At 67.0% G+C, this 11,437-nt stretch carries 16 protein-coding genes; 5 read left to right on the top strand and 11 right to left on the bottom strand.

All coding sequences use genetic code 11. The features are described from left to right. The coding region (locus MA875_RS12090; RefSeq protein WP_248242504.1) for a hypothetical protein at positions 1 to 208 on the bottom strand (208 nt) is incomplete at its 3' end. Between MA875_RS12090 and MA875_RS12085 the strand changes: the two genes are divergently transcribed. Further along, positions 192 to 773, top strand: coding sequence for an ABC transporter permease (locus tag MA875_RS12085; RefSeq protein WP_005052801.1), 582 nt, complete (start codon positions 192 to 194; stop codon positions 771 to 773). The genes MA875_RS12090 and MA875_RS12085 overlap by 17 nt on opposite strands. Positions 774 to 795: 22 nt before the next feature. Here MA875_RS12085 and MA875_RS12080 read toward each other — a convergent pair whose 3' ends face one another. The 6 genes from MA875_RS12080 to MA875_RS12055 form a co-directional block, all read right to left on the bottom strand. Next, positions 796 to 1,962: an amidohydrolase family protein gene (locus MA875_RS12080; RefSeq protein WP_045245739.1), complete on the bottom strand. Its 1,167-nt coding sequence runs from the start codon at positions 1,960 to 1,962 to the stop codon at positions 796 to 798. Positions 1,963 to 2,016: 54 nt separating this feature from the next. Beyond that, positions 2,017 to 2,922 (bottom strand): phosphodiesterase, encoded by a 906-nt coding sequence (locus MA875_RS12075; RefSeq protein ID WP_005052799.1) that lies wholly within the window; start codon positions 2,920 to 2,922, stop codon positions 2,017 to 2,019. Positions 2,923 to 2,940: 18 nt separating this feature from the next. After that, the gene (locus MA875_RS12070; RefSeq protein WP_005052798.1) at positions 2,941 to 3,771 is read right to left on the bottom strand and encodes a tyrosine-protein phosphatase; all 831 of its coding nucleotides are present in this window, start codon (positions 3,769 to 3,771) and stop codon (positions 2,941 to 2,943) included. Next, positions 3,768 to 4,601, bottom strand: coding sequence for an extracellular solute-binding protein (locus MA875_RS12065; RefSeq protein ID WP_005052797.1), 834 nt, complete (start codon positions 4,599 to 4,601; stop codon positions 3,768 to 3,770). The genes MA875_RS12070 and MA875_RS12065 overlap by 4 nt, the downstream gene beginning before the upstream one ends. Positions 4,602 to 4,703: 102 nt before the next feature. Then, positions 4,704 to 5,294, bottom strand: a complete 591-nt coding sequence (locus tag MA875_RS12060; protein WP_005052796.1) for an SIS domain-containing protein — start codon at positions 5,292 to 5,294, stop codon at positions 4,704 to 4,706. Beyond that, positions 5,210 to 5,626 (bottom strand): MurR/RpiR family transcriptional regulator, encoded by a 417-nt coding sequence (locus tag MA875_RS12055; RefSeq protein WP_165801295.1) that lies wholly within the window; start codon positions 5,624 to 5,626, stop codon positions 5,210 to 5,212. Before MA875_RS12055 ends, MA875_RS12060 begins: the two co-directional genes overlap by 85 nt. Positions 5,627 to 5,743: 117 nt before the next feature. On the opposite strand from MA875_RS12055, the gene MA875_RS12050 reads away from it, so the two are divergent. Then, positions 5,744 to 6,094, top strand: coding sequence for a hypothetical protein (locus MA875_RS12050; protein ID WP_005052795.1), 351 nt, complete (start codon positions 5,744 to 5,746; stop codon positions 6,092 to 6,094). 320 nt (positions 6,095 to 6,414) lie between these two features. On the opposite strand, the gene MA875_RS12045 is transcribed toward MA875_RS12050, so the two are convergent. The 3 genes from MA875_RS12045 to MA875_RS12035 are packed head-to-tail and all read right to left on the bottom strand — an operon-like array spanning position 6,415 to position 8,669. Next, positions 6,415 to 7,638: an MFS transporter gene (locus MA875_RS12045; protein WP_101305188.1), complete on the bottom strand. Its 1,224-nt coding sequence runs from the start codon at positions 7,636 to 7,638 to the stop codon at positions 6,415 to 6,417. Beyond that, positions 7,635 to 8,015 (bottom strand): ArsR/SmtB family transcription factor, encoded by a 381-nt coding sequence (locus MA875_RS12040; protein ID WP_067121069.1) that lies wholly within the window; start codon positions 8,013 to 8,015, stop codon positions 7,635 to 7,637. Before MA875_RS12040 ends, MA875_RS12045 begins: the two co-directional genes overlap by 4 nt. Before the next feature lie 48 nt (positions 8,016 to 8,063). Further along, on the bottom strand, positions 8,064 to 8,669 hold the full coding sequence (locus MA875_RS12035; protein ID WP_067121071.1) for a TetR/AcrR family transcriptional regulator C-terminal domain-containing protein: 606 nt from the start codon (positions 8,667 to 8,669) through the stop codon (positions 8,064 to 8,066). A 93-nt stretch (positions 8,670 to 8,762) separates the two neighbouring features. Here MA875_RS12035 and MA875_RS12030 point away from each other — a divergent pair, with 93 nt between their 5' ends. Then, complete coding sequence (locus MA875_RS12030; protein ID WP_067121073.1) at positions 8,763 to 9,704, top strand: cation diffusion facilitator family transporter; 942 nt, start codon at positions 8,763 to 8,765, stop codon at positions 9,702 to 9,704. Between the two features lie 45 nt (positions 9,705 to 9,749). Here MA875_RS12030 and MA875_RS12025 read toward each other — a convergent pair whose 3' ends face one another. Beyond that, complete coding sequence (locus tag MA875_RS12025) at positions 9,750 to 10,136, bottom strand: four-helix bundle copper-binding protein (protein WP_067121088.1); 387 nt, start codon at positions 10,134 to 10,136, stop codon at positions 9,750 to 9,752. Positions 10,137 to 10,265: 129 nt separating this feature from the next. Here MA875_RS12025 and MA875_RS12020 point away from each other — a divergent pair, with 129 nt between their 5' ends. Further along, a complete protein-coding gene (locus tag MA875_RS12020; protein ID WP_067121074.1) occupies positions 10,266 to 10,691 on the top strand; it encodes a DUF6153 family protein in 426 nt (141 codons plus the stop codon). A 79-nt stretch (positions 10,692 to 10,770) separates the two neighbouring features. Further along, positions 10,771 to 11,382, top strand: a complete 612-nt coding sequence (locus MA875_RS12015) for a DUF305 domain-containing protein (protein WP_067121076.1) — start codon at positions 10,771 to 10,773, stop codon at positions 11,380 to 11,382. The last annotated feature ends 55 nt before the right edge of the window (positions 11,383 to 11,437 follow it).

Here is an 11,437-nt window from a genome sequence, read left to right as displayed (position 1 = left end):
GACGCCCCTGCGAGGACGGCATCAACGGAGCAATCAGCTCCCACTGCGCATCAGTCAGCAACTCCGTTCGAGACACACACCGAGCGTTCCAGCGACCAGCCCAAACCTTTGGGAGACACGCCCTAGTCGCTTTCCAGGAGAACTGGCTCTTCGCGCGGATGGCGAGCGACGTCTTGCCGAGTCTTTCCAGGATGATGATCGGGTTCATCGGCGCTGTGGTCATCGGCGTGGTCGTGGGGTTCGTTCTCGGTCAGGCGCACCGCCTCCAGGCGATGTTCGCACCCGTGCTCGAGTTCCTGCGCGCGATCCCTGCGGTCGCGTTGATTCCCCTCGTCATCATCGTGCTGGGCCTCGACGACACCGCGAAGGTGATTCTGATCACCTTCATCTGCCTCTGGCCCGTGCTCCTCAATACCGAAGCTGCAATCAGAGGAATGGACCCCGGACTGCGCGAGACCGCCCGGGTGTACGGCATCCACTGGTTCCGCTACGAGTTGCAGGTCGCACTTCCCGCGGCAGCTCCGCAGATCTTTGCCGGAATGCGCACGAGTCTTTCGCTCGCGCTCATCATGGTCGTCGTGAGCGAGATGATGGCGGGAGGCAACGGGATCGGCGTCTTCGTTCTTCAGTCGCAGAGGTCGTTCGCGATCACGGACATGTGGTCGGGCATCGTGCTCATCGGGATCTTCGGGTACGTGTTCAACCTGCTGCTCATCGTCGTCGAGAACCGGGTGCTCGCGTGGCACCACGGCGCGAACACCGCCGTGGAGTGACACCGCGGTCGAGAGGACGCCCTCACACCTCGATGCCGCCGCACCACACACGCAGAACGCGACGCGCGGCAGCGATGTCGGTGAGCGGATCGCCGTCCACCAGCACGAGGTCGGCTCGCAATCCGGGGGTGATCGCCCCCCGATCGTCGAGTGAGAACGCGTGCGCGGCCGTCGAGGTGGCAGCGCGCAGCGCTTCGGCTGTTGACAGGCCGGCGTCCACGAGCAGAGCGAGTTCGTCGTGCATGCTCTCGCCGTATGGCGGCATTGCCCGTTCGAGGAGCCCGATGTAGGCGTCTTCGTCGTGCATGCTCTCGCCGTATGGCGGCGATGCCCGTGTGAAGGACCCGATGTAGGCGTCGGTGCCGGCCAGGACCGGAACGCCCGCGGCATGCATCGCGCGCGTGCTCTCGTGGGCGTGTGCATAGCTCACACCGGGAACGCCCGCTGCGGTGAGATTCGCGGCGACGCCTTTCATCATCGTCAAGGTCGGGATGAACACCGTGCCCTGGGCGAGCATCGTCTCAGCCGTCGCATCGTCGAGCGCGCGGTCGAGTGGAGCATGGGTGATCATGTCGGCCCCCGCAGCGAGGCTCATACGCACAGCTTCGTACAGGGCTGCGTGCGCGATGACCTTGAGCCCCCGCGCGTGCGCAGCAGCCACGAGTGCATCGAGCACGTCCTGGGTGGGACCGGGCAGATCGGCGATGATCTTGATGTAATCCACCCCGTCTGCCACCTGCACCTCGACGAACCGCTCCGCCTTGTCGGGGGAATCGACCAGCGCGACGTCCGGATAGGTCGGAATGCGGCTGTGCGTGCTGCCCTGAGATGTCGCCGCCATGCCGGCGGTGCGGAAGTCAGCGACTCCCCTCAGTCCCCGCAACGACTGGAACTGTGATGCGGGCCATGTCGCCATGTCCAGGCCGGTGGTGACACCGTACGTGGCGAGCGTCTCGAGGGACTCGCGCCCCTTCAGGTGCATGTGACAGTCGATCAGGCCAGGAAGGAGCACCGTACCTTCCGCGTTGACGACAGCGGCACCGACGACGACCGCATCCGCTGATACGTCACCGATGCGCCCGTCGGGCTGGACGACGACCGTCGTGGGGGCGCTCAGACTGTGTCCGTCGAAGACCCTGGTGTTCGTGATCGCGGTCGCAGAGACTGCGCCGAGCGTGGAATCCGTCATGAACTGCTCCGTTCGAGGAGATGTAGATACGAGACATTATTGTTCACGGGCTGACTACTCTCCCGCCGACGCGTTGACGGCGGCGAGCTGCTCGTCGGGGGTCATGTTCATGAACGCCTCGAGCATCTCGGGAGTCATCTCGTAGACGGTCGGGAACTGCCCGATCGGCACGACGGAGTGCAGCACCCGGTCGCCGTAGACGTGCACGAGGTTGTAGGACTGGCCGCCGTCCTGGCCGCGGGCACCGGGGTAGGCGACGGCGAGGTCCTGCGTGTAGCAGGTCGCCGACGCGACCGACACGGGCACGCCCGCGAACGTGCTGGTGGTCGAGTAGTGCAGGTGACCGCCCAGGATGCCGCGCACGTCGGTGCCCCGGATGACCTCGGCGAGGCGCTCCTGGTCGCGCAGCTCGACCAGGGCGATGAGCCCGATCGGGCTCGGCACGGGCGGGTGGTGCAGCGCGATGAGGGTGCCGTCGGGCGCGGGGACTTCGAGCTCGCGGCGCAGCCACGCCAACTGCTCGTCGCTGATCTCGCCGTGGTGCTGCCCGGGCACCGTCGAGTCGAGCGCGATGATGCGCAGACCGTTGACGTCGTAGACGCGGTCGACGGGCTCGGACTGGTCGGCCTCCTCGTCGAGCAGGCCGCGGCGGAACGCGACGCGCTCGTCGTGATTGCCCATCACCCAGATCACCTGGGCACCGAGCTTCTCGGCGGCGGGCTCGACGATGGCCCGCAGGCGCTCGTAGGCGTCGGGGCGGCCGGTGTCGGCGAGGTCGCCGGTGAACACGATCGCTTCGGGGCGGGCGTTGGCCTTGGTGAAGCCGTCGAACAGCTCTGCGAGGTTCTTGTCACTGTCGATGCGCTCGTGCAGCAGGTCGCCGTCGCCCACGAAGTGGGTGTCAGAGACATGCAGGATGAAGTGCTCGGGAGCGGGATGCTGGCTCGCGATGTGCGACATGGTGTGTGTTCCTTCCGATCAGACCGCGGTGGCGGCGGGGTCGATGATCACGGCGGTGAGACGCTCGAGCTCGGTGGGGGTGAGTCCGTGGGCGAGGAGGTAGGCGCTGATCGACCCGTGCTCGCGGTCGATGCGCTCGAGCAGCGCCTCGAGCACCTCGGCGGGGCTCTCGGTGATGAGTTCGACCATTCCCGCGGTCAGTTCGATGCCGCGCTGTTCGAAGACGGCGGTCATCGCGTCTGACCACTCGCCGCGCAGGTTCTCGGCGGTGGCGGCGTAGTCGGCCACGACGTCGTCGCGGTCGACCCCGGCGGCGGCGAGCGCGAAGGCCACGACGAGACCGGTGCGGTCTTTGCCGGCGGTGCAGTGCACGAGCACCGCGTCGTCGTCGTCAGCCGCGATGATCACCCGGATCGCGTCGACCAGCTGCGCCCCGCGCTCGTCGACGATGTGGTCGTAGACGGGCACGAGTCCGACGTGCGTGGTGGCCTGCGCGGCCGGGTCGGCGTCGTCGAACACGGGCAGGTGGTGCACGGTGACCTCGAGCCCGTCGACCGCGCTCGGCGCTGTGGCGCGCTCGTCGCCGCCGCGCAGGTCGATGATGTGGGCGACGCCGATCTCGGCCAGCCGGTCGCGACCGGTCGCGTCGATGCGGTGCAGAGCATCTGACCGCAGCAGCTTGCCCCACCGGCTGGTGCCGCCGGCTGCACGGTAGCCGCCGGTGTCGCGCAGGTTGTAGAGGCCGGCCACGGCGTGGCGACGCTCACGAGGCGCCGCGGTCGCGGCATCCGGCGACGAAGCGGCCGCGGCATCCGTCGCCGAAGGCGTCAGGTCGAGGTCGATGGTCATTCGATCAGCCCCTGCGCGCGCTCGGCGGCCTCGGTCATAGTGGCGGCCGGGTCGGCGCCGTAGAAGACCGCGTCTTCGATGGCGGTGGCGAGCACCTGGTCGACCTGGGCGTAGCTGTCGCCGGGGTACGACACCCACGGCTCGAGCGCGTCGAGCTGCTCGAGGTTGGGCTTCACGAGCGGGTTGGCTTCGACCCAGTCATAGAGCGGTCCGCCCTCGTCGGCCATGCTGCTGCGCAGCGGTAGGTACCCGATCTGGGTCGAGATGATCTCGTAGGCGCGGGGGCTGGTCATGAACTGCATGAGCTCCCACGCGGCGGCCTGCTTGGCGGGGTCGGTGGCGAACATCGCGAGGAACGAGCCCGAGTTGGTGGGCACGACCGCCTGGTCTCCGAACGCGGGCAGGGTGTGAGCGTCGAGGGTCCAGCCACCGGCCTCGGCGCCCATCATGAACGCGCCCTGCAGGGCCGAGCTGTTGACGTGGATCGCGGTCTTCCCCTGCGCGAACGCCTCGTACTGGCTGGTGAAGTCCTCGTTGGTGAGCACGCCGTCCTCGTACATCTCGGTGAAGGTCGCGACCGTATCGATCGCGGCGTCCGAGCCGAACTCGATCGTCGTGCGGTCATCGCTCAGCACCTGGGCGCCGTTCGAGAGGAAGAGGCCCTGCATGCACCAGCTGCCGCCGGTGATCACGCACGACGCGCTCATCGAGGGGGCACCGGTGGACTCGGTGATCTGCGCGGCGGCGTCTTCGATGATCAGGTCGATATCACTGACGGCGGCGGTGCTCTTGAAGGAGCGACCGACACCAGAGAGCTGGATCGTTCCCATGAGTCGCCTTCTGCAAGCGACCTGACGAACCGGGGCCTTCCCGCGAAATCCGCTTGCAGAGCTATTGCAATCGAGGAAAGTGAATTTCCTGCAAACGGAGTGTCAACGCCCATCGCCGTGGTCGATAACGTCTGGCACGTCGGATGCCTCGGCGTCGGAGCCGTCGTCGGCGACGATGTCGAGCACCTCTTCGCGCACCGCGAGGCGCGCGCGGTCGGCGGCGTCGCTCATGCGGTCGGCGACGGCGATCTGCAGGGCGTTGAGCACGAGCAGCTGTACGAGCCCGCTGCCGAGAATGCCTTGATCCCACGCCTGGAAGCGCGCACCGGCGACGAGCAGGTGGTCGGCGCGGGTGGTGAGCGGGGTACGGGCGAAGCTCGTGACCCCGATCACGGTGGCGCCGGCGTCGACGGCGGCGTCCGCAACCGCGAGGGTCACCGAGTTGGCGCCACTCGAGCTGACGATGAGGCACACATCACCGGGGGCGAGCACGCGGGCGGTGAGGTGGGCGACCACGCCGTCAGCGGGCGCTTCGCAGGGCCGGCCGTTGACGGCGAACGCGACGGCCGACGCCTGGGCGGCGGCGTGCGAGGCGCCGGTGCCCGAGATCAGCAGGCGCGGCGCGCGGGCGATGGCGTCGGCAGCGGCGTCGAACGCGACCGGGTCGATCGAGGCGAGCGCGGTCTGCAGCATCCCACCCGCCCCTCGGCCAGCCACCGCAGAAAGCCCTCGGTGCCGGCGGGTGCGTCGGGCGCGGCGGTGGCGTCGGCGGCGAGGTCACGCACGAGCAGCATGCGCAGGTGCTGAAAGCTGCGCAGCCCCAGCGCCTGGGCGGTGCGGCTGACGGTGGCCGGCGACGTGTTGGCGGCTTCGGCGAGGTCGGCGCCCGACATGTCGACCACGTCGTGGGGTCGCTCGGCGCAGATGCGGGCGACGCGCTGCGCGCTCGGTACGAGCGACGGCAGGATCGAGAGGATGTGGTCGATGGTTCCGCCGAGCGGCGGCTCGTTGAGGGGCGAGTTCATGTAGCCGGTGATCACCTTTCGGGTTCGCCGCACATCGTATGGGCGCAATGCGACCACGACCCCAACCATAGGTGAACGCAGCGTTCATCGCCTCCGCTATCCGCGAAAGGCAATTTCATGACCTCCCTGCGTCCGCTCGAGCTCCCGAACAGTGCCATGCCCGCAAGGAAGTCGGCCAAGGGTGACTCGACCGAAGACGCCCACCTCGAGCGCCGCGATGGCGCCTACGATGACCGTCCGTGCGAGCCAGAGCCACGTGATCTGTCGATCCCGGCGGTCAAGCGCTCGAACGTTCCGCACGTCGATGTTCCGCTGGCGGGGGCGCCGGGGCAGCAGACACCGGTAACCAACGACGCGAAGAAGCCTGCCACGACGATGACGCCCGCAGCGCGGAACCAGAGGGCGGGGGCGACGCGCGAAACTGATCCTGCTCATGGCCCGATCAGACCGATGGCCACTCAGACGTGAAAGGGGAGACATCGCGTAGCCGCGATCCAGCAGAGAAGCTGAGGCGCTGTGAAACCGCCGCCCACATGATCGCGACGGTCGGCCGGCGTCCGAAATGTCCATATGGACATCGCGTGGACATTTCAACTGCGAAATGGACATTTCAGAAAGATCCCTACAGTTGTCTGTAGGAACCGCTCAGAGATGTCCACGACGACTCGACGAGACCGAGGAATCGCGGCTAAAGTGTCCGCGTCCAACGCGTGTGTCTACTCCTCGAGTTGTCCATCGCGGTTCGAGCTGACGACACCCGCCAGAAACATGTGCTCGCAGCTCATCGTTTACAGAGTGGTGACGACGGTACCTGCTGGTTTGTACAGCACAGCCAAGGCGGTAACGCCGACGATGGCGAATCCGAGCAGCGCGCTAGCCGCGATGGGCAGTCCAATGACACCGAGCCAGCCCGCGATCGGGTAGCTAACCAGAAAGCAGCCGTGCGAAAGTGCGAATTGTGCGGTGTATACCAGGTTGCGGTTAGCGGGGGTGGACGCGTCGGCTAGAAGCCGTGACGAAGGGGTGTTAATCAGCGAGGTACTGGCACCGAGCAACGCCCAGGTGGCAAGCAGCATCCACCAGCCCTCTCCCGTGGTCGTGGCGATAATCGTCATCGCGATGGCCGCGATCAGACCCGAAACAAGCGTCCAGGCACCGATGCTCATGGCGCACAAGACACCGATGCGGTCGACGATCCACGGGACGTTGAGGGCAATGATCAGGGAACCGACCCCATACGCGCCGAGGGCGAGGGCGAGGGCGGTGTCATCCAGGTCGAACACGCCTTTGGTGTAGACGACGGAGTTGACCAGGACGATAGCGGTGCCGGCCGCGACGACCACGTTGGCGGCCATCAGGAAGCGGAGGCTGGGCGTGCGGGCGAACACGCGCAGCCCGGTTGGCAGCCGCTCCCAGAACGTGCCGGTGGACGCATCGGGTACGTGTGCGGGAAGGCGGGCGATGAGGACGAGGGTGGCGGAGGCGGCGAAGCCGACGGCGGTGCCCACGAACAGGTTGTTGTAGCTGATCACGGCAAGTAGGGCTGCGGCGATGACGGGGCTGAGGATCGAGTCGAGATCGTAGGCGAGGCGTGACAGCGCGAGGGCACGAGTGTACTGCTGGGGGTCGGGCAGCACGCTCGGGATGAGTGATTGGAAGGCGGGGGTGAAGGTCGCGGACGCGGACTGCAGCACGAACACGAGCACGTAGATCTGCCAGGTGTCCTGGACGAAGGGCAGGGTGAACGCGATCGCGAGTCGAACGGCGTCGGCGCCGACCAGAACGGCCTTCTTGGGGAGCCTGTCCACGAGCGCTGCAACCAGGGGTGCGACGCCGACGTAGGCGACCATCTTGATCGTCAACGCGGTGCCGAGCACCGATCCGGCGGCATCTCCGGCGATCTCGAACGCGAGCAGTCCGAGGGCAACGGTGAGCAGGCCGGTGCCGACAAGGGCGATGACCTGGGCGAAGAACAGCGCCCGGTAGGTGCCGTTGCGTAAGACGGTGATCATGGCGCCACAGGGCGGCTGGCGTCGGCTCCGGCGTGGTGGTGCGGGGCGGCGCCACCGAGGGAGTGCTCGGCTTGGAAGATCGCGTCCGTGACCAGCTGGCGCGCGTGTTCGTCGGCGAGGGCGTAGAACACGCGGGTGCCGTCTTGTCGGGTGGTGACCATACGGGCCAGGCGCAGCTTGGCGAGATGCTGGGAGACGGCGGCGGGTGACTTGTCGACGATGTCGGCGATGTGGTTCACGGACAACTCCCCGGCTCCCTCGAGCGCGAGGATGATCCGCACGCGGGTGGCGTCAGCGAGCATCGCGAAGACCTCGACGGCGAGCTCTACGTAGAGGCTGTCGGGGTCGCGGCCGCATGTCACGTTATCTGCATTCATACGCAGATTCTTCCATATGGAGGGATGGCTCGCCGCTGACGATGATGCTCAGTCGAGGTGGCGGGCGCGGTGCAGGAGCGCGTCCATGCCGAATTCAAGGTGTGCGGCGGCGTTGTCGTCGAGGAAGAGATCGCGGACGCTGGTGAGTGCGGGGAACGAATGTGCGGCGAGTTCCTGCTCGAAGCGGTGGGCGCCGTCCTCGGGGGTGGTCTGTTCTTCGTGGACGAGTCCGACCACGAGGTAGTTGAGGCTCCAGAAGGTGGTGACGGCGAGGTCGGGGTCGACGCCGGCATCGAGCAGCGCGGCAATCACCGCCTCCCCTAGCCGCAGGGTGTTGGTTTCGGAGACCCTCGTACCCGAGACGAGATGTGCGCCGTCGCGGTGGTTCAGAAGGACCTGGCGGTAGCGGCGGAAGATCTCTTTGACCCGGTCGATCGGCGGGTGTGGGAGGTCGTCGAAGGAGAGCTCGCCGAGAATGGCGTCTGCCATCAGGTCGAAGAGGCGCGCTTTGCTCCCCACCTGCAGCGACACCGAGTTGAGGTGAACGTCGAGATGTCGGGCGATCCCACGGAGGGTGATGGCGTCCGCCCCGCCGCGATCGAGCAGGGCCAAGGCGGCGTGGATGACGTCGCGGCGGGATAGTCGGTCGGCCACAGGTCTCTCCTCCGAGCTTGGTCAGTGACCAACACTGTAGTATCTTGGTCACCGATCAAGGAAATTGGTCACTGACCAAGTAAGGAGTGGGACATGGGTGCGGGTCACAACCACGGTGCACCGACTACCGAGGCAGGAGCGCCCGGGGATCACCGAGCACGACTGTGGATCGCGTTCGGCCTGACGGCGACGATCGTGATCGCGCAGGCGATCGGTTCCATCGTCACCGGCAGCCTGGCGCTGCTGACGGACACCGCACACGCGATCACCGACGCGTCCGGTCTGCTGGTCGCGCTGATCGCGGCGACGCTGATGCTGCGGCCGGCTAATCCGAAGCGGACCTGGGGATTCCGACGCATCGAGGTGATCGCCGCACTCGGGCAGGCCGCACTGCTGCTGGTGGTGGGCACTTACGCCGCCGTCGAAGGTATCCGACGCCTGTTCGAGCCGCCGGAGGTCGCCGCGGGAGAGATGCTCGTGTTCGGCATCGTCGGCCTCGCGGCGAATGTGATCGCGATCGTGATCCTCTCCTCGAGCCGCGGCGCGAACTTCAATATGCGGGCAGCGTTCCTGGAGGTGATCAACGATGCACTCGGCTCGCTCGGGGTGATCGTGGCCGCGATTGTGATCGCCACGACCGGGTTCCAGCAGGCCGACGCGATTGCAGGGCTCCTGATCGCGGGACTGATCGTGCCGCGCGCGATCATTTTGATGCGCGACACCACCCGGGTGCTCATGGAGTTCACCCCTGCCGGGCTCGACTTGGACGAGGTACGCCGGCACATCCTTGAGCTCGAACACGTCACCGACGTGCACGACCTGCACGCATCGACGGTCGCCACTGGCCTGCCCACCCTGACCGCGCATGTGGTGGTCGAGGATGAGTGCTTCACCGACGGGCATGCCGCGGAGGTGTTGCACGAGGTACGCGAATGCGTGGCCGGTCACTTCCCGGTGTCGATTCAGCACTCGACCTTCCAGATCGAGACCGCGCACCTCACCGAGGACGAGCCAGCCCTTGTCCGCCACCGCTGAGCCGGGCCCCCCAGCGCCGCGGTAGCGGTCGGCGGAGGAAGGGTGTCAGAGCGTCGCGAGCAGGTTAGTGCAGGCCTGTTCACAGCGGCGGCAGGCGTCGGCGCAGACCCGGCAGTGCTCGTGCATGTCCGCGTGGGTGTCGCACTCGGCGGCGCATGCGGCGCACGCTGCGCGCAACGCCTCCAGCGCGGCACGAAGCACGGTGGTGTCCGTGCCGGTGTGGCGAGAGAGCAGGCGCGCGGTGGTGTCGCAGAGGTCGGCGCAATCCTGGTTCAGACGGATGCAGGTGGTCAGATCGGCGACCATCTCCTCGCTGAGACAGGCGTCGGCGCAGGTCGTACAAGCCTGGCCGCACTCGAGGCACGCGTCGATACAGGCCAGGAGCGCGTCTCGGTTGGCGATGTCGTTGGCTCGGGGGTGGGTGTCGAACATTTGGGCGGTGACGGTCACGGCCTTCTCCTTTGAATCGGTGAGGGGGTTACGTTACGTCGCTGTTCCGGATGCCGGCGACCCCCTTGGGTTACGGTGCGGGGGTATGGTACGGACGGTAGGCTGGACGGGATGATCGGCCTGTCCGCGTTGCGCCTGCGGCTGCCGCACCCGGTGCGGTGGCTGGTTGCCGTGTGCTTCGCTGCAGCGGTCATCGTCGGGTTGATGGGGATGCACACGATCTCCTCGGGACACACCGCCCCTACGACCTCGGAGAATGTCGAGATGCCGGGCGGGGCACCTCACCACTCGTCGGCGCCCGCGACCGGCGATGAGGATGCGGAGGCGTGCGCGTCGTGCAGCCCGAGCGGGGGCCATGACGTTCTGATGATGATGTGCGTGCTGGCGTTGCTGGCAGCCGCCCTCGTGCTGCTGGTCCCCCGCGCCGCATGGTCGTCTGTGTGGGAGCGGCATGCATTGCGTCCGCCGGTGACGCGGTGCCGGCCGGCCCCGGACCGGCCTCCCTCACTCCTGGAGCTGTCGATCAGCCGAACGTGACACGCACTGTCCCTGCCCTCTGGGGCGGGGGTGAGGTTCATTGCCCGTACGCGGGTTTCACGAGTGTTTGAGAGGACTGATGATGAACAAGAAGATGCGTTTGGCAGCGGTCGCGGCCGTACCGCTGGCAGCGGTGCTGTTCCTGGCCGGCTGCGCGGACAACGGAGGCAGCATGCCTGGAATGGATCATGGTGGGTCGTCGTCGGCCCCGTCGGAATCGGCGGAGGCGGACTTCAACATGGCGGATTCGATGTTCGCGATGATGATGATCCCGCATCACGAGCAGGCCGTCGAGATGAGCGACATGATCCTCGCCAAGAGCGACGTTGATCAGCGGGTGCTGGATCTGGCTCAGCAGATCAAGGACGCCCAGCAGCCGGAGATCGAGACGATGCAGGGATGGCTCGCCGAGTGGGGCGTGTCCAGTGACGACATGGACATGGGTGAGATGGAGCACGGCGGCGGGATGATGTCTGACGAGGACATGGCGGCGCTGGAGTCGGCGTCCGGGGCCGAGGCGGCACCCCTGTTCCTGGAGCAGATGATCGCCCACCACCAGGGGGCGATCGAGATGGCCGAGACCGAACTCGCCAACGGGAAGAACGCGGACGCGTTGGCGCTCGCGCAAGCCGTGGTCGATACACAGTCCGCGGAGATCGAGACCATGCAGGATCTGCTCGGCCAGCTCTGAGCCCGATCCGTCGAGTGGGGGCGCCGCTGCCATGCGCGGTGCCCCCACTCTTCGA

It is taken from the genome of Microbacterium kunmingense, assembly GCF_023155745.1.
GTDB classification, from domain to species: Bacteria; Actinomycetota; Actinomycetes; order Actinomycetales; family Microbacteriaceae; genus Microbacterium; species Microbacterium kunmingense.
The sequence above is the reverse complement of the archived record's forward strand: the minus strand, read 5'-3'. Positions and strand labels throughout refer to the sequence as shown.

Bases quoted from the DNA above. Each gene is read 5' to 3' on its own strand.
- MA875_RS12040 (WP_067121069.1), bottom strand. From the start codon at position 8,015: ATGAATGCAGATAACGTGACATGCGGCCGCGACCCCGACAGCCTCTAC.
- MA875_RS12025 (WP_067121088.1), bottom strand. From the start codon at position 10,136: ATGTTCGACACCCACCCCCGAGCCAACGACATCGCCAACCGAGACGCG.
- MA875_RS12085 (WP_005052801.1), top strand. From the start codon at position 192: ATGATGATCGGGTTCATCGGCGCTGTGGTCATCGGCGTGGTCGTGGGG.
- MA875_RS12065 (WP_005052797.1), bottom strand. From the start codon at position 4,601: ATGGGAACGATCCAGCTCTCTGGTGTCGGTCGCTCCTTCAAGAGCACC.
- MA875_RS12075 (WP_005052799.1), bottom strand. From the start codon at position 2,922: ATGTCGCACATCGCGAGCCAGCATCCCGCTCCCGAGCACTTCATCCTG.
- MA875_RS12060 (WP_005052796.1), bottom strand. From the start codon at position 5,294: ATGCTGCAGACCGCGCTCGCCTCGATCGACCCGGTCGCGTTCGACGCC.
- MA875_RS12080 (WP_045245739.1), bottom strand. From the start codon at position 1,962: ATGACGGATTCCACGCTCGGCGCAGTCTCTGCGACCGCGATCACGAAC.
- MA875_RS12070 (WP_005052798.1), bottom strand. From the start codon at position 3,771: ATGACCATCGACCTCGACCTGACGCCTTCGGCGACGGATGCCGCGGCC.
- MA875_RS12050 (WP_005052795.1), top strand. From the start codon at position 5,744: ATGACCTCCCTGCGTCCGCTCGAGCTCCCGAACAGTGCCATGCCCGCA.
- MA875_RS12030 (WP_067121073.1), top strand. From the start codon at position 8,763: ATGGGTGCGGGTCACAACCACGGTGCACCGACTACCGAGGCAGGAGCG.
- MA875_RS12055 (WP_165801295.1), bottom strand. From the start codon at position 5,626: ATGAACTCGCCCCTCAACGAGCCGCCGCTCGGCGGAACCATCGACCAC.
- MA875_RS12020 (WP_067121074.1), top strand. From the start codon at position 10,266: ATGATCGGCCTGTCCGCGTTGCGCCTGCGGCTGCCGCACCCGGTGCGG.
- MA875_RS12015 (WP_067121076.1), top strand. From the start codon at position 10,771: ATGATGAACAAGAAGATGCGTTTGGCAGCGGTCGCGGCCGTACCGCTG.
- MA875_RS12045 (WP_101305188.1), bottom strand. From the start codon at position 7,638: ATGATCACCGTCTTACGCAACGGCACCTACCGGGCGCTGTTCTTCGCC.